Below are 19,505 nucleotides of genomic sequence, written 5' to 3'. Positions count from 1 at the left end.
TAGCCACCGGCCGCTTGTTCGCGGACCACAATCGGGACCGGGATCTTTGTGGGCCGTCACCCGGGAGGTGAGGGGCCCGGTGGCCGACACTCGGGTCGTCCGCCGTACGACCGGCGACCCGTCCTCGACCGCAAAGGCGCACCGATGACCCCGTCGACCGATCCCGACCCCGACCTCGTGCGGCCCGACCGGCTGGGTCCGGCTCTCGCCGAGGCCACCGGTGACCCACGGTGGAGCACCTTCGGGTTCTCCCTCATCACCGGGGGCAGGTCGAACCTCACCTTCCTGCTGCGCGGGCCCGCCGGTGAGCTCGTCCTGCGTCGCCCGCCCGCGGGCGACCTGCTCCCGACCGCCCACGACATGGCCCGGGAGGTCCGCGTCCAGCGTGCACTGGCAGACGGTCCGGTCCCGGTGCCGCGGATCGTGCTCGCCCGGGAGGACCGGTCCCTGCTGGGAGTGCCGTTCTACGTGATGGAGCGGCTCGACGGGCACGTCATCCGGGCGGAGCTGCCGGCCGGTTATGCCGACACCCCGGCCGACCGCCTGCGGATGGCCGACGCGCTGGTCGACGCGCTGGTGCAGCTGCACGGCCAGGATCCCGCCGCCGTCGGACTCGGCGACCTCGGCCGACCGGACGGCTTCCTCCTCCGCCAGGTGCGACGGTGGACGGCTCAGTCCGAGGTCTCCGGGTCCGGCCGGGTTCCCGCGCTCGACGCGCTCGCGCGGGCGCTGCAGGACTCGGTGCCAGAGTCCGGTCGCGGTGCGCTCCTGCACGGCGACTTCCGGCTCGACAACTGCGTGCTGGAGCGCTCGGACCCGGGGCGGGTGCAGGCGGTGCTGGACTGGGAGATGTCCACGCTCGGGGACCCGCTGGCCGACCTGGGGCTCCTCCTGCACTACTGGCCCGAACCCGGCGAGCCAGAGGTCCCCCTGGTTCCGCTCGTGACCGTCGGGGGTGGCTTCCCTCGGAGGGCCCACTTGCTGGAGCGCTACGCGGCGGGGTCCGGCGCGGACCTCTCCGGCATCGGGTGGTATCTGGCCTTCGCCCGCTTCAAGTTCGCGGTGATCATCCAGGGTGTCCAGAGGCGAGCCGACGCCGGCGAGATGGGCGGACAGTCGGTCGAGGACGTCTCGGCCGGTGTCGTCGAGCTCGCCGAGTCCGGGCTCGCGACCCTGCGGGGCCGGCTGTGAGCGCCGCCCCGGTCACGGGTGTCGACCGGTTCCGGCTCGACGGGAAGGTCGCGGTCGTCACGGGTGCCAGCTCGGGCCTGGGTACCGGTTTCGCCCGGGCCCTGTCCGAGGCCGGAGCGGCGGTCGTGCTGGGGGCCCGACGCGCCGCGGCGCTGGACGAGGTGGCAGGCGTGATCACCGCGAACGGCGGCCGGGTGGCCACGCGCGCCACCGACGTCACCGATCCGGAAGCCTGCGCCGCGCTGGTCCGCACCGGGCTCGACGCGTTCGGCCGGATCGACGTCCTCGTCAACAACGCGGGCCTCGGAACCGCCGTCCCGGCACTGAGGGAACCGCCGGAGAGCTTCCGCCGGGTCGTCGACGTCAACCTGATGGGCAGCTACTGGATGGCCCAGGCGTGCGCCCGGGCGATGAAACCGGGCTCGAGCATCATCAACATCGCGAGCGTCCTCGGGCTGATCACGTCCTACAGTCCCCAGGCCGCCTACGCCGCGAGCAAGGCCGCGGTGATCGGGCTGACCCGTGATCTGTCACAGCAGTGGGCCGGCCGCAGAGGTATCCGGGTCAACGCCGTCGCTCCCGGCTATTTCGCCAGTGAGATGACCGCTGGCATCCCCCGGGAGGGGCTGCTCTCCTTCATCGACGCCACGTCGTCCCTGAAGCGGATGGGCCGCCAGCACGAGCTCGACGGCGCCGTGATCTTCCTGGCCTCCGACGCCGCGTCCTACATCACCGGCATCACGCTGCCCGTCGACGGCGGCATGTCCGGTCACTGACCGACAGGAGAACGACCATGGACTTCGCCCCGAGCCCCCGTGTGACCGCACTGTCCGACCGGCTGTGGGACTTCATGCGCGATCACGTGTTCCCCGCGGAGAGCGAGTACGACGTCTGGCGACGCACGCACGGCGACCATGCCCGCCCTCCCGTGCTCGACCGTCTCAAGAGCGCGGCGCGCGAACAAGGACTGTGGAACCTGTTCCTCCCGGACGTGTCGGGACTGTCGAACGTCGAGTACGCGACACTCGCCGAGATCACCGGTTGGTCGCCGGTGATCGCGCCGGAGGCGGTCAACTGCGCCGCGCCCGACACCGGCAACATGGAGACGCTGCACATGTTCGGCTCCGACGAGCAGCGCGAACGGTGGCTCGCCCCGCTGCTGGCCGGCGAGATCCGCTCCGCGTTCGCGATGACGGAACCCGCCGTGGCCAGCTCCGACGCCCGAAACATCGCCACCTCGATCGTCCGCGACGGCGACGACTACGTGATCAACGGTCGGAAGTGGTGGATCACCGGCGTCTCCGACGAGACCTGCGCGGTCTACATCGTGATGGGCAAGACCGACCCCGGCGCCGCGCCGCACCGTCAGCAGTCGATGGTCCTGGTCCCGGCCGGAACTCCGGGCATCGACGTGGTCCGCTCGCTCCCGATCTTCGGGTACCAGGACCAGCACGGCCACTGTGAGATCGTGTTCGACGACGTCCGGGTCCCGGCGGCAAACCTGCTCGCCGGGGAGGGCGACGGCTTCCGGATCGCCCAGGCCCGCCTCGGACCCGGCCGTGTGCACCACGCCATGCGGGCGATCGGCATGGCCGAGCGGGCGTTGGCGTTGCTGGTGGAACGGGCCCGAGTGCGGGAGGCGTTCGGCGGGCCGCTGGCCGACCAGGGCGTGGTCCAGGACCTGATCGCCCGATCCCGGATCGAGATCGACCAGGCCCGGCTGCTGGTCCTCAAGACGGCGTGGTTGATCGACGAGCACGGTGCGCAGGGCGCCGCCGCCGAGATCGCCGCCATCAAGGTGGCCGCGCCCGCCGTGGCGACCGCGGTCATAGACCGGGCGATCGAGGTGCACGGCGGAGCCGGGGTGAGCGACGACTTCCCGCTCGCGTACTTCTACGCCTGGGCCCGGGTGCTGCGGATCGTCGACGGTCCGGACGCAGTACACAGGCGATCCATCGCCCGCCATGAGCTACGGCGCGGGCGACCCTACGTCGGCTGACGGTCGCCGTGCGTCCAGTGGGTGAACAGCAGATCCTGACGATCGTGGACCACCCGTCCGGTGGAGCTCCCACCACGTGGCGGGATCCCACCGACGATCGCAGGTCCGGGCCGAGCCCGTCGGCGGCGATGGAGCTCGACCCGGCTGAACGCGGGGGTACTCCGCAGATGCCGGGCCGGCCCCGGCGACGATCGGTGTGCTGCCCGACGACGGCCACCGCTGCACCGCCACCGTGGTCTCGTCGAGCTCGGGCGGCGTCGCGGTCATCGCCGAGCGCTGCGCCCACGCCGACGGCCACTGGGGTGAAGGCTCGGCGTTCGCCCCGGCCGCAGCAACGGAAACCCCCGCTTCGGTACCTGGTCTGTGGGAGCGGACCTGGTTCCCGCCGCCTGGCAGTGACGGAGGGCTCCGAACGGGCGACAACGGCGAGCTGATCGATCTCGAGCACGACCTCGCGTTCCTGCCCCGGCCCGCGGGCTGATGGCACCACCGCGCAACGCTCGATCTCCGACTCCCCGACCGGCAGCAGGTCACCGTCACGGGCTACCGCAGCCCCGACGACGGCGAAGTCCCGGCAGTCCCGCACCGGCACCACCCGCACGAAGCCGGAGACCTGCACGACACCGTCGTCCAACTGGACTGCACCCTGACCGGCGACTCGTCGGGATCGGCGTGGACGACCGACCATGACCCACGACGGGCCCAGAGTTCGTCGCCGCAGTCGAGTCGGTCGGTGGCGACTCCTCCGTCAGCGGACCGCCGCTGGTTGTCGAGGTCGAGCGGCTCTTCCGGGGCCTCCGACCACAGCCGACCCCTCCGACCCAGTCGCCGTACAGTCGGCATCACGCCGACCTACGCGCCGAACAGGGGTGGTTCCTCCGGTCCCGGGTCGTCGGCCCACCCAGGACGGGACGGTTGACGAGAATCCGACGTTCGCAGCAGGTTGCGCCGTCCGCACTTCGTACTCGGAGTCGACGGTGCCATCTCTTGAGGGACCTTCCACTACGGACTCTCAGGAGCCGTCGTGCAGTGCCCCGCCTGTGTCGAGAGCGTCCGACGTCTGAAGAACCGCACCATCGCCAAACACTTCGGCCTCGAAACGAGGCTGCTCTCGTGGGAGCAGAGGGTGTGCGGCGCCAGCGGATCCCGGCGTCCAGGTGCGACGACGGGCACTGCACTCTCTCGACGACGTCATCGACGGCAGTACTAAAACGTGTCACGCGGACTGACAAGTGATCTTGCAGAAGCTGGATTCCCTGGTCAGGAGTGTGGGCGCGGCAGGGTTCGAACCTGCGACCGCTCGGGTGTGAAGCGCCCCGACGACGTCGACTGGGCCCTCGACCAGCAACAACAGCCAAGCCTCCGAGCCCCGTGGTAGCCCGAAACCTCGTCACTCACCAACGTTTCGCTCCACGGATGGCTCCACGGACCGCGACCACACCGTCTGCTGTGCGCACGTCTTCAAGGTCATCGGCCGCATCGGCCAGCCCCGTTGATAGTTCGGCACGCTGGTCACGGACGGCAGGCTGGGCAGTGGCCCTCCCGCCATCCGTGACCGTTCGACTACTCGAGCATCTTGTGCAGTGCCGCAGCGACGCCGACCGCGACCAGGATCGCGGCGGCCTGACCGGCAGTGGCGTATGCCGAGCCGGCGGAAAGTGCGGCAAGAACGCCGATCACCAGCCAGCGCAGCGGCAGCCGCCGACCGGGGCGATCCTCGCCGCGAGTCCCCGATGAACCTCCCGAAGGCCGTACTGTGGTCATGAGCCCTACTTCCTGTAGCGGGACGTGGTGTTCGATCGGGCGGTCTCCGGCTCGTACCCGGAGACCGCCCACTTCCTTCCAGAACCGGCTCTGCGCTGGCCCTGAGCACCATCCTGCACAGGTTCGGGCATGGGTGGGTGTAGAGTGATGGAACGTCTTGACCCGCCAGTGCGCCACGTAGCGGTAAGCACGAGAACATGGCGCCACTGGCGGGTCAAAACGTTCATCTCAGCAAGGACAAAGATCTTGGAAATATCTCCGCTGCTGACTCCACGTAGCCCTAGTAGGGCAGAGCGTGTTCAGCTAGGCAGGCGTCAGGCACGGCTGCGGACGATGAAGGCTTCGGCCACCAAGGCCACCCACAACATGGCCGTGCTCGCCGAGGCGAAGCCGAAGCTGAACAGCGTGGTCATCAGACGTCGGTTCGTACGTCGGGCCCAGCCAGCGCCCGGTGATCACTCGGATCGCTCACTCCCGTCCCGATCTCTGCGGCCGCCCTCCACACGGATCGTCAGCCCCCGCGGTGCCGCGCTGCGGTTCTACCTGACCGCCCTCTTCGAGGCCCAGGTCTCGGTGGCCAAACTGGGTGCGCGCCCGTTGAACAAGCGTCTACTGCGAGGCACCCATAACGAAATTGGCTGGGTTGATTTGCTCGCTTCACCCGCCCGGCATAGCCGTGGCACCAATACCTACATGGACGTAGCCGCGAAGAAGCGGCGCCAGATCCACGAGACCCTTAGCCGCCTCAACCAAGAGGAACTAGTCGCCCTACCCAACAGCAACGCGGGCTCAAACAAGTACGAGGGCTTTCTACTAATGGATGAGGGCGGCGTACGTGAACAGGGAGAAAACGAGCTCTATCAAATACCCAAGACTGCCGAGAAGGATACATTTCAGCTTCCCGTCTCGATCTTTACTCAAGGCTGGGTCCATTACCTCGAAGACACCGAACTCGCATTTCTTCTGATGATCGCCTCCCTCGGCGCCATCTCAGAAGAGGTGAAGATCCCAGGCGAGACTCGGTTGCGTCACTACGGCGTGGGCCGTGACGCCTACGAGGCGCACATCATGCTTAACCGCCTCGGCCTACTGGAGGTTCGACCAGATCCCAGTCGGTACGAAGACGGCAAGATCCAGGGGTACAGCGGCCACAGCGACGAACGTCTACACAGCTTCAAGCTGCTGCCAGCGGGGTTCGAGTCGCCTGCCAATGAAGCCGTCATGACGGCGATCGCTGAGGCGCTTGATGATATTGGCGACAACGCTTGAGTTTCTGGGCGCAAGTCGCCGACGGCGACATCACCTTGTCCAGGCCACGCGGCGCCTGCTAGTCGAGGCCAAACCCGCCGGACGAAGTTCAGGAGCATTATTGGTAGAGAGTCGCAAACTTTGCGTAAATGTTCATATCTCCGCCGCCGCTAGACTCAATGCACGGTAACGCGCCATACTTCGTAACTGTGCTCGCAGTTATTGAAGCCACCTTAGGCCTATGAATAGTGTAAGCCAGTAGGTCGACGCACCTCAGGCGAGCTGGTACTGCTCGGTGTCAGTGGCGGTGATGACGGTGGCGGCCGGGGTACGGGAGTCGATGCGCGGTCGGCGCCGGTCACTAGTGGCGAGCCCACGTTCGAGCAGCTCATTGACAGCGGGTGCGACATCGGGTTTCCGGTAGAATGTCCGCTCGAACACGAAGTCGCGCAGATCACCTAAGGTTGCGCTGCCGCCGGGGCGACTGAGGAGGTACTCCTCCAATAGTCGGCGCAACGGTGCGACGGAACGTTCGGGGGTGAGGTCGAGCAGCATCTGCTCGGGGTCGTTGGGATCGCGGAATCGAGCACCGGCGATGGGGTCGGCCCGCCACAGGCTCTCCTTGAATCGCTCCAATCCGAGGGGATGGTTGGTAGCGAACTGCAGGAGTAGCTCGTTGCCCTTGACCGTCTCCAGGCCGAACGCGATCACGTAGCGGAACCCGGCCGCGCGCACTGCGGTGTCGAGCGCTCGGGCGATGAATGCACGCTTGTCGTCCGCTTCGTACTTCTCGACGTCGCGCCAGTGCGGGCCGCCAAACACCCGGTCGCTGCGGGCGGGGTCGAGGTTGCGGACGAAGTGCTGAGGCTCAACGGTCGTCAGCACCTCCCCTGCATTTTGGCGGGCGAACTTGCCGATGAGGTCACTGGTGCTGCCGCCTCCGAAGCTGTCGAGCACTCCCAGTAGTGGGAACCGCCCGACACCGACCCGGCGAAGAAGCTCGGGCAGGGTTTGCTCACAGGTCCCCTGCTGAACGATCACGTGCAACGACGGATCGCGGTACTCCCCATCGCGCATCGGGTCGCCGAGCTCGTCCCGGAACCGGTCAAGTAGTTCGGCCACGCGGTCGGCCCGCTTCTCTACGAGGACGAACCGGGCCGGCCGGCGACTCAGGTGCGGCTTTGCGGCCCGCAGAACCTGGAGTCGCCGCAGAGCACGGATCGGTGACCCGGGTTGCCCGTCAGTGTAGACGCCGGGACCGGCGAATCCCTCGGCGTAAGTGCCTGACCCAAACGACTGCATGATGATCGGCCACCAGGCGTCGAGATAGCCGTCGTAGATGTCGTGCTTCACCCCGGTGTGCGGCTCCAAAGGCCACAGAGTCTCCTGCACCATGAAGCGTCGCCCCCGCCGTCGCTGTCAGCCCGCCCCTAAGTACAGGAACCAGGCACGAACACCGATAGTGTGCGTGATCTCGCGCACAGTTGTCACGTCCAGCCCAACGCGGTCGCCGGAGGACTGCTTTCGGGCATCTCGTCCCAGGTGCGACCGTCGAGCAGTCGTCCGCCGGCCTTCGGGGTGGGGCCGCCCCACTGCTTGAAGAAGTAGGGCACGTCCGCGGCCAGGCAGGCATCGCGAAGCCCGACCGGCCAAATGGGGTCCATCGGACGAGCGCCCGCTCCGGACTCTCCGCCAGCGATGACCCATCCGATACCGCGCAGGTCGATCCGGTTCAGCGGCCCGAGCAGCGGCTCGCAGGACAGGAACCGCACTGCGGCGGGCACCTGCCGTAGCTCGTCCACCCGTGCGGCGACCGCGGCGTTCTCGACCGAGACGCCCATCCACACGTTCGGCGGCCAGGGAAGGTCGGGGGCGAGCCGCCGGAGCCTGGTCGCGCGCTTGGTCAGGACCTGGTACGTGTGCTGTGGGGTCGCCGCCATCACTGCAAACACCCGCGCGACGAACTCTGTCGGCACCCGGGCGTGGAACAGATCTGACATGCTGTTAACAAACACCACCCGCGGATCGCGCCACCGCAACGGCGCGGTCAGGGTGTTCTCGTGGGTGGTGACCCCGAACCCCGGCCCGGACGTGCGGGGGTCGCCGTCGTTCTGGTATTTCGGCGACCCCATTCCCTTCAGCCTCTTCGCCAGGGTCAGGGCATAGCAGTGATCACAGCCGGTCGACACCCGGTCACACCCGGTCGTCGGATTCCAGGTGACTTCGGTCCACTCGATCCGCGATCTACTCATGATCGTGATTCTCCGTTCCGATGTCGGGCACCTTAGGCGATCGCCCTGACGATTTTCGTAGATTTGGCCCGCGCCTCGCCGGATGTAGCGCATTTGTGCATCGCATCAGCAACCCCGGCAGGCCGCGGCCGCGAGCCATCTACGCGGCAGCCGGTCCGCGTCGCGCTGAAGGACCGCACGAAGTTCGGTCGCGCAGTGCGGCACAGCGCCAGCGGAGCACCCTTGCACGACACCGGTCGCAGTAAGCCACCGGGCCGTCAGGCCACGCCGCGGGCGTTCCACCAGGGTGCGGGGCCTTGCGGCCCCGAGCGGATCTGCTATCACGGCGGTCGGATGCGTCGGGCGCGGCAGGAGACACGAACCGCGAACGGACCGCGCTTCGGCTGTAGATGCGACGTGCGACAGGATGTCCGGAGCGGACACCTGACCATCGGGAGCGACGTGGGCGACGAAGGCAGCATCCTTGACCAGGCCATCGGCCAGATCCAGGACGAGGCCCTCCGGGCTCGGATCGCCCGCGAGGTGGATCTACTGCGCGGCTCGCGCCGCTTCGGCATGGTCTTCGACCGACACCTGCCCGAGGCAGTCCGCCTTCCGGACCATCCTGTCCGCAAGGGCGTCACAGTGACGCTGCGGGACGAGTCGACGAGCGGCAGCTGGCGCGTGCTCCGCTTCACGGACTCGACCCGCTCTGTGGCGGTGCTGGACGGCGACGGCGGGCAGGTACCGACAGACAGGCTCGTTGTCCTCCGTGAGTTCGGCGAGCCTGTCTACCCGGGCCTGCGCTCGGTCGAGCGGATCGAGCGGGGCCCCGCCGACGCGCCGTGGCACATCGTGATCAACGGCGAGAACTTCCACGTGCTGCAGGCGCTGCGCGCCACCCGGCGAGGCAAGGTCGATCTGATCTACATCGACCCGCCCTACAACACCGGAAACGACGGTTGGATCTATAACGATCGCCATGTCGACCAGAACGACCATGCAAAGTCATCTAAGTGGCTATCTTTTCTCGAAAGACGACTTCTTATCGCAAGAGACCTGCTCAAGCCGAGCGGAGTTATCATCGCAGCGATTGGCGACGAGGAGCATCACAGACTGCGAATGTTGCTCGACCAGGTCTTCGGTGATCGCAACTTCATTGCAAACATTACGTGGCAAGGCGGAATGAAGAACGACGCTCGCTTCAGTGGCGGCGGAGTAGACTACATGCTTGCCTACGCACGGGACATCGACGTCCTACGTGAGGGTCCCCGATGGAAGGAACCAAAGGCCGGGGCAAACGAGGTCATTGAGTCCGCCAAGCGCGCCTTTCGCGAGGCCGACGGAGATGCCACCGCGGCCACTGTAATCCATCGCAAGTGGCTGCGCGCACATAAAAGTTCTCTAGAGGGCGTGCTTCCACTCTTCAACACTGTCCTCGCTCCCGGACGGGCCGCTCGACTAAATGGCGACCTCAGCAGCCCAAACCCTCGACCCAATCTCCAGTACGACTTGATGCACCCTGTGACAGGGCGGCCCGTTCGGCGACCAGCTGCCGGGTGGGCACTCAGCCGAGAGGCCATGGCGAAGGCCATCGAGGACGGCCGCATCTATTTTCCCGCATCAGATGACGTGACACCACAGGGGATCGCATTCCTCGACGAACGAACAGAAGCCACTCCTCGACCAACGTTCACTAGAGAGCGATTCATGGGATCCCGCCATCTCGTGAAGATTCTAGGCGATAAGCGTTTTCCGTTTCCTAAAGACCATGAAGTTCTAATGCGCTGGATATCCATGGTTGCACCGAGCGACGCAACGGTTCTGGATTTCTTCGGCGGCTCTGGCACGACAACTGAAGCCGTTCTTCGACTCAATGAAGCTGACGGAGGCTCCCGTCAGAGCATTCTCGTCACCAATAATGAAGTCGGCGCCAAGCAAGCGAAGATACTCCGGAAATCCGGATTTCACCCAGGCGACCCTGAATGGGAACAGATGGGAGTATTTGAGCACGTCTGCCAACCAAGACTCACGACGGTCGTTTCGGGTGTACGTCCTGACGGGTCGGTCTACAGCCAAGGCATCGCGGCAAACGCAGAGTTCTTTCACCTCACATATCTCGACCCCGGGGCAGTTCGCCGGGGCCGCGAGTTCTCTACCATTGCCCCCCTGATGTGGATCGAGGCTGGAGCCCGGGGCGAGCGGATCGCCGACGAACCCGAATCGGGTTGGGCGCTGACACCCTTCTACGGCGTGCTGACCACGATCGACGCGCTCGCGCCCTTCGCCGATGCGGTCGCGTCCGCGGCAGCTCAGGACCAGGCACCCACGGTGGTCTTCATTGTGACCGACTCCCCCACCGAGTACCAGCATGCGGTGGAGCGGCTGCCCGTCGGCGTCGAGACCGTGCAGCTCTACCAGGACTACCTCGCCAACTACACGATCAACGTCGAGAGGAGCACCCGGTGAAGTTCACGCTGGAGGACTACCAGCGCAAGGCCGTCGACCAGGTTCTCCTCAACCTCGCGAAGGCCCGCCGCGACTACGAGCTGGACCAGGAGCACACCGCGGTCGCCCTCACCGCCCCCACCGGCGCGGGGAAGACCGTCATAGCCACCGGCGTCCTCGAAGCCCTCTACCTGGGTACCGAGCGCTGGGAGGCACAGCCGAACCTCACGGTGCTTTGGCTGACCGACGACCGCTCCCTCAACGCCCAGACCATCGGGAAGATCCTCCAGGCGTCCGGCGGCAGGCTGGACGCGAACCGCATCCGGTTCCTCGCCGACACCGACGAGCGCACCCTGGAACCAGGCTACCTGTACTTCGTCCACATCCAGGCGCTGCAGAAGAACTCCACCCTGCACGCCGTGCGCCCGGACGGCACCCGCTCGGACCGCCGCACCTTCGGTGCCTGGGAGATGATCTCCAACACTGCCCGCGACCGCGGCGTCGACTTCCTCGTCGTCTGGGACGAGGCCCACCGCGGCGCCGGTGCCAGCGACAAGGAACGCCGCACCATCGCCCGCACCATCGTCGACGGCGGCACCACCAACGTCGGCACCCACCAAGTCGCCGCCCCGATCGTTCTCGGCATCTCCGCGACCCCGGAACGCTTCAACGCCGCCATGACCTCCGCCGAGCGAGTCATGCGCCGCGTCGACGTCCCCGCCGGGGACGTACGCCGCTCCGGGCTGCTCAAGGACCGCATCCTGCTGCGCACCATCGATGAGGTCCAGCAGGCGGACAACACCATGCTCGCCCTGGCCGTCGCCGACCTGAAGGCCGCCGGCGCGGCCTGGCGCGCCCATCACGAGGCCACCGGGGACCGGCTCGTCGAGCCGCTGCTCGTGGTCCAGGTCGAGCCCGCCGTCACCCAGGCCCGGCTCGCCGAGATCCTCACGACCATCGAGTCCGCCTGGCCCGAACTCTCCGACATGGCCGTCGCGCACGCTTTCGGCGACCCCCACGGCCCGCTGCACGTCGGGGACCGGACCGTCCGCTACCTGCCGCCGGAGGCGATCTCCGGCGACGACCGGGCTCGGGTGGTGCTGTTCAAGTCGGCCCTGACCACCGGCTGGGACTGCCCGCGCGCCGAGGTGCTGGTCTCCTTCCAGGGCAAGGAGTCCTACACCGAGATCGCCCAGCTCATCGGGCGTCTCGTCCGTACCCCGCTCGCCCGCCGTGTGGACAGCGGCGACGACCGGCTCAACGAGGTCGTCGCCTACCTGCCGCAGTTCAACACCCAGCACGTTGTCAACGTCGTCACCGCGCTGACCGAAGACGAGACCGTCGAGACCGAGGTCCTCATCGCGCCCGTGCTCTGCGAGCGCTCCTCCGATGTCCCCGCGGAGCTGTTCACCCTGCTCGACACCTTGCCCTCCTACACCCGCCCCCGGGCAAGCTTCCCGAACCGGACCGCGCAGTTGATGCGCCTCGCGGCTGCGCTCAACGAGCACGGTCTGGTTAACGGTGCATCGGGCAAGGCCCGCGCGTGGATCGTGAACCAGGTCCGGGCCGCCGACGCGGCCCGCGAGGACGAGGTCGACGCCAAGGTCGAGGACCTCATGACCCTGTCCGTCGGGACCGTCGTCGTCGGCCTCGACGCCGACATCACCGCCAGCGCCGCCACCGTGGTCGACGCCGCCACGGCTGAACGCGACCTCGACGGCTACTACACGCGCGCCATGCGACTCCTGCCCGACGGCTCCGCCGCCTGGTACTACAACGAGCTGTGCGACCACGGCATGGACGAGGTCGACGCCGGCGCCCGCGTCGCCGCACTCGCCGACCTCGGGTTCGCCGAGGTCATCGAGACCCAGGCCGCTGAGCTGATCAAGACCTGGCGCAACGCTCATTCCTCCGCCGTCGCCCGCCTGCCTCGCTCAACACGGGATCTCATCGAGCCGCTGTGGCACCTCGACGGCGCTGCCATGCAGCCCACCACCGTCGAAGCCCGCGAGACTTACCCCGCCGCCACCGAGGCGGCCGGCCGCGATGGCACCGATAAGATCCCGACCTACGACCACCACATGTACGTGATCCCGGAGCGGCACAAGAACGCCGGCCGCTTCCCCGTGGACACCACACGGTCCACCTGGGAGGCCGAGGTCCTTGCCCGGGAGCTGGACTCCGACACCCTCGCCGGTTGGTACCGCAACCCCTCCTCCGGCCGCCACGCCCTGGCCGTCCCCTACGAGTTCGGGGACAAGACCCAGCTCATGCATCCCGACTTCCTGTTCTTTCACCGAGACGGCGACGACCTGGTCCTCGACATCGTCGACCCCCACCGGCACGACCTCGCCGACACCGCGCCCAAGTGGGCCGCGCTGTCCAGGTACGCGACCGACCACTCGGACCACGTCCGCCGGGTCCTCGCCGTCATCCGCGACTCGACCGGCAACCTGCGCGCCCTCGACCTCACCGCCCCCGGCATCACCGAGCAGGTGGCTGGCGCTACCAATAAGGAGCTGTTCGAAACCCTCTTCACCGTCCGAGGCGTGGCCTACTGAGTCAGAGGGAGCGCAGTCGTGTCATTCCGCAGTGAGCCATCGACCACCTCCGCACGCATCTCTAGACTGAACGACTACTTTTCTCGCAAGGTGCTCGCCGATGGCGAGATGATCTGCGGCAACGCGAGCGAATGTAAGCGCTCAGCACTGTCTACTAATCGCGGAACGAAGCGGCCAGGCGTTTCCTACGCCCAAGCTCAGCTCCCTCACGTCGGCCAACACTTCGATCTTTTCGAAGACGACGTTCCGATCCGTACTCTAGTCATCGGAATGGAAATGGGAGAGGGCGACGAGTACGTCTCCATCACTCAGCGACGCCAGCAGATCATGAAATCTGCTGCGAGATCTATGACTCAACGGAATCCGCATATGCAAGGCGTCACGAATGCTCTACGCCTCACCCTCGGTCGCCCCGTCGGCGGAGACCGAGCGGGCGAGATACTCGACCTGGACGGACCAGTCCACGTTTTCGACACCTGCGCCACCACAAATTTGCGACTTTGCTCGGCCTACTCCGCCGGACGCAAGTCGCACGGTACAGATCTGATGACCAAACGCTGCCTGCGACATTTGGCGGCAACCATCGAGATCCTTGAACCGACACTAGTCATCGCCCAGGGGCAGGTTGGTAAAGCAATCTGGCCGATAGTGGATGACCGCGAAGACGCCGGGGATCATCTTTCACGCGTTGTCGTGCGGGGTGTCTCAACGCTGCTCGCCCGGTTCACCCACCCGAGCGCATGGGGAAAGCATCGCTGGGGCGGACTTGATCACCCATATCTGCAAGAGACGGTCGAACCGGTTCTCGTGGCCGCACGGTTCGCGGCCCGTTGAGGATGCGACAACCGCGCAGCAAGGGGTAATTTCCCTCCTCCCGAGGTCCGTCACACTGCTGCTGTGCCAGCCGAGGGCCAAAACTGTCAGGGCTCGACCTCACACTCTGCTGACATGGGGCTAACTGAGCAGCAGCTGGTGGACGAGCTGGAGAGCATCGCCGTCGCGACGACCGATGCGATGCTGGCCGAGGGCGGGTTCGTCCCGCCCCCGACCATGCATATGTTCTGCAGCGACCTGGGTCGTCAGTCGTACGCGGGCTACGTCCGCGCGCGGCCGTTCTACCCGGGCGACGACGCGCACACGGCCGTCGAGACCCTCGGCCTCGTCGCGTCGTTCGTGAACGCCTCGCGGCTGGTGCTGGCCTGGGAGCAGGCGGACCTACAGATCGCGTTGCAGCGCCCCGGCGAGCTACTACCGACGGGGCTCGTCCTGGTCGACGTGCCGCGGGTCGGTGAGCACGTCGTGCGCTGGAACCCGGCCGAGCTGGTGCAGACCGGGACCCGCGCGGACGGCTGTCCGGTCGTGGAGGCGTCGTGGGGTCCGGTGCAGCGGATCCCGGGCGGCCGGTTGCCGGCGCCGGTGGCCGCGGCGTTGGAGCTGTGGCGGTCCCCGCGGGCGTGGTCGGCGATGGAGATCGCCGAGGCGTACCTCGATATGGAGGACGACGGCTATCACATGGCGTGGCCGGTGCGCCCCGACGACGAGCCGCCGCAGCGGTGGCCGCTGTGGCGGGCCGTCGTCGAGGCGATCGTGACCGATCCGGGTCAGCCCCAGCGGTCGGCGTAGTCGTTCTCGCCGTCGCCGACCTCGTCGGCGTACGGGTCCTCGCGGTGGTGGTCGACGTCGCGGGCCTCCGCAGTGTCGAGGCCGGCCTCGTAGACCTCCTGTGCCTGGATCTCGTCCAGCGCCCGGCGGGCGCGGGTGACCGCGTCCTCGGACTCGGCGGTGGTCGGCACCCGAACGTCGTCCTCGTGCCGCTCCCGCGGCTCGGTCGCGGCGGTCTCGCGCAGGTCGGGGACCGCGGTCTCCAGGACCGGGCCGTCGTCGACGGCCTGGGGCTCGTCGGCGGTGGTGTCGTCGAGGTCGTGCTCGGTGATCGGGCGGTGCTCGTCCTCGGCGCGCATGGCCTCGTCGTGGGCGGTGAGCCATTCGTCGGCGGTGACCCGTTCGTCGGGGGCGTCGCGGTCGCTGTTGCGGTGCGCGAGCGCGATCACCGCGCGGTCGTGCTTGTCCCGGTCGACGGCGGTCCGCAGGAGCCAGCGGCCACGGGCGGCTTCGACTTCTTCCAGCTCGCCGGTGCGCCGGTCCAGCTCGGCGGCCAGGGCGGCGGCGCCGTCGGCGGCTTGGTGCAGCTCGGCGGCGCGGGCCGGGTCCGTGGCGGCGTCGGCCTCGGCGCGGTGCAGGGTCGCGGCGCCGCGGTGGTGCTCGGCGGCCTGGCGGGTCCCGGCAAGCTCGTTGGCGACGTAGCGGGGCGCCCACGCCTGCTGACGCTCGTAGGCGCGCACTCGCATCCGCAGCGCGCCGTCGGACAGCTCAAACTCCTCCCGGTCCGCGCGGGGCCGGCCCAGCGCCTCCCACCCGGCGCAGTAGGCCGCGTGGTGCTCCACCATCCCCGGCTTCGGTGCGGCCCCGAGGACGTCGAGCGCCTCGGCGGGGCCGCACTCGGCGTCGTCGGTGTCCTCGCGGCCGGTCAGCGCGCGGCAGGCGGCGACGGCACCGGCCCTGCGCTCCCAGCCGGCGCGGGCCTCGGCGGCGTCTCGGTTGGGGACTTCGCCGAGGAGGTCGACGGCCCAGCGCGGCGGCTCGGCGGCGGCCTCGGCGCCGAGGTCGGCGGTGCGCTGGTCCAGGTGCTCGGCGAGCCGATCGAGGTAGCGGGACATCTGCCGGTCGTCGAGCTGCGGGACCCGGTCGGCCCACGAGCCGACCTGCGGTTCGAACCGCTGCCGGTCCCGCATCCGGGCGTGGATGACGTTAGTTAGGTTCCGTGCCCCGGACAGCGGCTGACCGGCGACCGTGTCGCGCAGGACGGCGTAAGGGTCGGCGCCGGAAACCTCGGCGCGGCGCAGCGGGCGGGTCAGCGAGGTCGAGGCGTCCTCGGCCGCGAGCTGGTCCCGCTGCTCGACGGTCAGAACACCGGTGTCGGTGAGCCGATCCAGCCACGCGCTGGTGCGGCGGACCGACGCCTGATGCGCGGCGTCAGCGAACAACTCCGCCGCCGTCGCCACCGACCCGGCCCAGTCCGCGGACTCCTCAGCGACCGCGAGCGCGGACCGGTCCGGCTCGGCCAACTCCAGCGCCGTCGCCAGGACGGCCTTCGGGGACCGGTGCAGCTGGTGACGGTCGCCGCCGTCCGCGGCATCGGGCAGCTCGGTCACGGTCGAGACATAGGCGGTGTTGGCGTCCTGGCCGCGAGTCAGGCCGACCAGCGCGGCGGCGTGGTCGGTGCGATCGGTGATCACCGAGTGGCTCGTCGCCACGGTGGCGCCCTGGCCGCAGTACCGGGTACCGGCGTAGCCCAGGGCCAGGTCGTCGGCGACGAACCGCGCCGACAGCACCATCCGCTCCCCCGCGCCGTCGCCGTCGCGGGTCAGGTCGGTGGTCACGTCCAGGCCACCGTCGTCGCGGACCCCGAGGACACGGAAGCGTTCGCGGGTGTGCGGGGCCCGGGTGTTGCCCTCGTACCCCGCGAGGTCGTGCCCGATCGCGCGGGCCTCGACGACGTCACCGACCCCGGCGTAGGAGCCGGTGCGGCCCAGCCGCACCCCGTGCTCGGCGACCAGGCCGAGGTCGACCAGCTGTGCGCGCAGCTCGGAGGACAGGCGGTCGGCCTGGTCGTTGGTGTCGACCAGCAGCAGCGACGCCTTCCCGGCCAGGGTGTCGGCCAGCCACGCCCGCGCCGCCGACGCCTCCGCCGCCTCCCGCGGACCGCAGTCGATTAGACGCCCCCGGCGGTGGTACTCGTCGAGCACGGTCGTGTCGCCCTCACGCAGCCGCAGCGACGCCTCCCGCTCCCAGGCGTGGGTGAAGCGGCGGGCCTCGTTGAGCTCGTAGCGCGCCCCGCCCGCCCGCGAGATCAGATCCATCCCGCCGCCCGCGCCGATCGCGGCGAGCTGGCGCGGGTCACCGACCAGCAGCAGCTTCGCCCCCGCCGCCTCCACATGCTGATGGATGGCGGCCAGGGCGGGGGTGTCGGTCATCGCCGACTCGTCCACCACCACGATGTCCCCGGCGTGCAGCCGGAACCCCAGATCCGTGTCGTCGCGCGGGCGGCCGGCGGTGAGCCGGTCCTGAGTGGCGAGCCACGCGGCGATGTTGCGCGCGGTCAGGCCCTGCTCGGACAGCACCGACGTCGCGGCCTGCGCGGTCGCGAGCCCGAACACCCGCCGCGGCGGACCGCCGGTCGGGTCGGGGTCGGTCCAGGCGCGGGCCATCATCCCGACGGTGAACGACTTCCCCGTACCGGGCGGGCCAACGAGGGTCTCGACTCGCGCCCCGGAACCGAGAACGCCGCGGACGGCGGCCTCCTGCGCGGCCCCAAGCCGGGTGCCCTCGGCGCCCAGCCCAATCAGGAACCGGTCGATCACCGCGTCGGGCAGGCGCTCGCCGTCGTGACGCCCGGCGGCACCGGCGAGGATCCGCTCGGTGTGCACGTGCCCGGCCGTCGCGTAGAGAGTGGCGCCGGGAGCTTCGAACGCGGAGTCGCCGTTGGCGAGCTTGTATTCATCGGGCAGGACGTCGGCCGCGGGACGTTTGGTCTGCACGGTGGCCAGGTCGGCGGTCATCGCCTCGTCGGCGAGGATGTCGAGCAGCTTCGCGATCTGGCCGCCGTCGCTGATCCCGAGATGGTCTGGCAGCGCGCTGTTCAGCGCGCGGATGAGGTCTGGGCGGGTCCACACAGTCCGGGAGTTCTGGACCTCGGCGAGCGCGACGGAGACGACCTCGGCCGGGGACCACTGCATCGGCGCGACCTCGCCTGGGCGGGCGGCCAGGGCCGTGTCGGCGATCCCGGCCAGGCCACCGGCGATCTCGGCGTCCATCCGGGCGGTGACCCGGTCCAGCAGATCGCCGCGGGTCTCGCCGTGGTGGGACTTGCGGGCCCGGGTGGCGAGGGTGGCCTGCTGGGCGAGGCGTTCGAGCTGGTAGCCGTTCGGCGCGTGCCCGTAGCGGGCCTCGAACGCCTCGACCAGCTCGGCGGTCTTCGCGGTCACCTTGTGCCGTCGCGTCGAGATCAGGCTCATCGCCTGCTCGGAGACGCCGACGACCTCGCGGGCCTTGCCGTCCGGGCGGGTCGCCATCATCAGCCCGAGCGACGCCGTGATCCGCTCCTCGGTCGTGCGCTCGGCCACCGCCGCGGCGGCCGGGCGCCAGCGGTGCAGGCTCCGGCCGTCGACGGTGCGCCAGATCCCGTCGGGGCCCTCGACGCGGTTGAGGATTGTGTTGTGGATGTGCAGCTGCGGGTCCCGGTCGCGGGAGTCGTGCTGGAAGAACGACGCCACGGTGAACGCGTGGGCGTCGGCGTAGCGGCCGGCGGCGCCGCCGTGGTGCCCGACCCGGGTGTACCCGGCCTTGTCCTGCAGCAACTCCAGGGCAGCGTTGTTCCCGGCCCAGATCGCGTCCTCGACGGCCTTGCGGAACTCGCCCCACGCCGCCGCGGTGTCCTTGTCCCCGGCCTGGCGGGCGGCGACTTCGCGGGCCTCGAACGCGGTGTGCAGCAGCGTGACCGACTTCTGGACGGAGAACGTGGCGTCGTAGAACGCGACGTTATGCCGGGCCTTCTGTCCGGCCTCTGTCCGGAGCTGGGCGCGGCGTTCCGGTGAGGCGTCCGGCTCGTGTTCCAGCGCGGCGGCGTAGATCTGGTCCTCGGACTGGTACTTGCGTCCGGTGTGTCCCAGCGTTCCACCGGTGTCCCACCGGGACGGGTCACCGAACGCGGCGTCCCGGGGGTCGAGGAACCGCTCGTAGACCGCGCGCATGTCCTGGGCCTCGACCAGGCCGTGCAGGCCCAGCTTCTCCGCCCCGGCGCCCCACCAGCGGCCCGGCGGCTCGCCCTCGGCGACGGCGCCGGTGTAGTAGTTCTCCCGCCCGGTGGCGACCTCCTTCAACAGGTACTCCGGGCTGTAGCCGTTGACGATCCTCAGCACCGCGACCACCTCGCGACGGCCACGGCGCGGGCCGCGCGGGGCTGCGCGGCGGGGGTGGGGGTTGCCGGGAGGCCGGAGGCCGGCC

Annotated in this window: 13 protein-coding genes; 9 read left to right on the top strand and 4 right to left on the bottom strand. The window is 68.8% G+C overall.

Translation table 11 applies throughout. The features are described from left to right. Positions 1-144 precede the first annotated feature (144 nt). The 4 genes from KPF22_RS10025 to KPF22_RS10010 all read left to right on the top strand — a co-directional run bounded on the left by KPF22_RS10025 (position 145) and on the right by KPF22_RS10010 (position 3,671). On the top strand, positions 145-1,191 hold the full coding sequence (locus KPF22_RS10025) for a phosphotransferase family protein (RefSeq protein ID WP_224401839.1): 1,047 nt from the start codon (positions 145-147) through the stop codon (positions 1,189-1,191). Further along, positions 1,188-1,967, top strand: a complete 780-nt coding sequence (locus KPF22_RS10020) for an SDR family NAD(P)-dependent oxidoreductase (protein ID WP_224401838.1) — start codon at positions 1,188-1,190, stop codon at positions 1,965-1,967. Before KPF22_RS10025 ends, KPF22_RS10020 begins: the two co-directional genes overlap by 4 nt. 17 nt (positions 1,968-1,984) lie before the next feature. Beyond that, complete coding sequence (locus tag KPF22_RS10015; protein ID WP_224401837.1) at positions 1,985-3,190, top strand: acyl-CoA dehydrogenase family protein; 1,206 nt, start codon at positions 1,985-1,987, stop codon at positions 3,188-3,190. A gap of 196 nt (positions 3,191-3,386) precedes the next feature. Continuing rightward, positions 3,387-3,671, top strand: coding sequence for a hypothetical protein (locus KPF22_RS10010; RefSeq protein ID WP_224401836.1), 285 nt, complete (start codon positions 3,387-3,389; stop codon positions 3,669-3,671). 1,082 nt (positions 3,672-4,753) lie between these two features. Here the strand turns inward: KPF22_RS10010 and KPF22_RS10005 are convergent. Next, positions 4,754-4,954, bottom strand: coding sequence for a hypothetical protein (locus tag KPF22_RS10005; RefSeq protein WP_224401835.1), 201 nt, complete (start codon positions 4,952-4,954; stop codon positions 4,754-4,756). A gap of 333 nt (positions 4,955-5,287) precedes the next feature. On the opposite strand from KPF22_RS10005, the gene KPF22_RS10000 reads away from it, so the two are divergent. Further along, complete coding sequence (locus KPF22_RS10000; protein ID WP_224401834.1) at positions 5,288-6,223, top strand: hypothetical protein; 936 nt, start codon at positions 5,288-5,290, stop codon at positions 6,221-6,223. Between the two features lie 252 nt (positions 6,224-6,475). Here the strand turns inward: KPF22_RS10000 and tcmP are convergent, their stop codons facing one another. Together tcmP and KPF22_RS09990 are read right to left on the bottom strand one after the other, a co-directional pair. Next, complete coding sequence (tcmP, locus tag KPF22_RS09995; protein WP_224401833.1) at positions 6,476-7,597, bottom strand: three-Cys-motif partner protein TcmP; 1,122 nt, start codon at positions 7,595-7,597, stop codon at positions 6,476-6,478. A 92-nt stretch (positions 7,598-7,689) separates the two neighbouring features. After that, positions 7,690-8,454 (bottom strand): DUF5131 family protein, encoded by a 765-nt coding sequence (locus tag KPF22_RS09990; RefSeq protein ID WP_255624243.1) that lies wholly within the window; start codon positions 8,452-8,454, stop codon positions 7,690-7,692. 441 nt (positions 8,455-8,895) lie between these two features. Between KPF22_RS09990 and KPF22_RS09985 the strand changes: the two genes are divergently transcribed. The 4 genes from KPF22_RS09985 to KPF22_RS09970 all read left to right on the top strand — a co-directional run bounded on the left by KPF22_RS09985 (position 8,896) and on the right by KPF22_RS09970 (position 15,065). Further along, positions 8,896-10,902 (top strand): site-specific DNA-methyltransferase, encoded by a 2,007-nt coding sequence (locus KPF22_RS09985; protein ID WP_224401832.1) that lies wholly within the window; start codon positions 8,896-8,898, stop codon positions 10,900-10,902. After that, a complete protein-coding gene (locus KPF22_RS09980; protein ID WP_224401831.1) occupies positions 10,899-13,442 on the top strand; it encodes a DEAD/DEAH box helicase in 2,544 nt (847 codons plus the stop codon). The genes KPF22_RS09985 and KPF22_RS09980 overlap by 4 nt, the downstream gene beginning before the upstream one ends. Positions 13,443-13,460: 18 nt before the next feature. After that, on the top strand, positions 13,461-14,276 hold the full coding sequence (locus KPF22_RS09975) for a hypothetical protein (protein WP_224401830.1): 816 nt from the start codon (positions 13,461-13,463) through the stop codon (positions 14,274-14,276). Between the two features lie 114 nt (positions 14,277-14,390). Then, entirely contained in the window at positions 14,391-15,065 is a 675-nt protein-coding gene (locus KPF22_RS09970) for a hypothetical protein (RefSeq protein ID WP_224401829.1), read from the top strand. Here KPF22_RS09970 and mobF read toward each other — a convergent pair. Then, positions 15,044-19,420: a MobF family relaxase gene (gene mobF / locus KPF22_RS09965; RefSeq protein ID WP_224401828.1), complete on the bottom strand. Its 4,377-nt coding sequence runs from the start codon at positions 19,418-19,420 to the stop codon at positions 15,044-15,046. The two genes, KPF22_RS09970 and mobF, sit on opposite strands and share 22 nt — an antisense overlap. Positions 19,421-19,505: the final 85 nt, after the last annotated feature.

It is taken from the genome of Pseudonocardia sp. ICBG1034, assembly GCF_020131375.1.
GTDB lineage: Bacteria > Actinomycetota > Actinomycetes > Mycobacteriales > Pseudonocardiaceae > Pseudonocardia > Pseudonocardia alni.
Note: the sequence above shows the minus strand (reverse complement) of the source record. Positions and strands in the feature narration are given on the sequence as shown.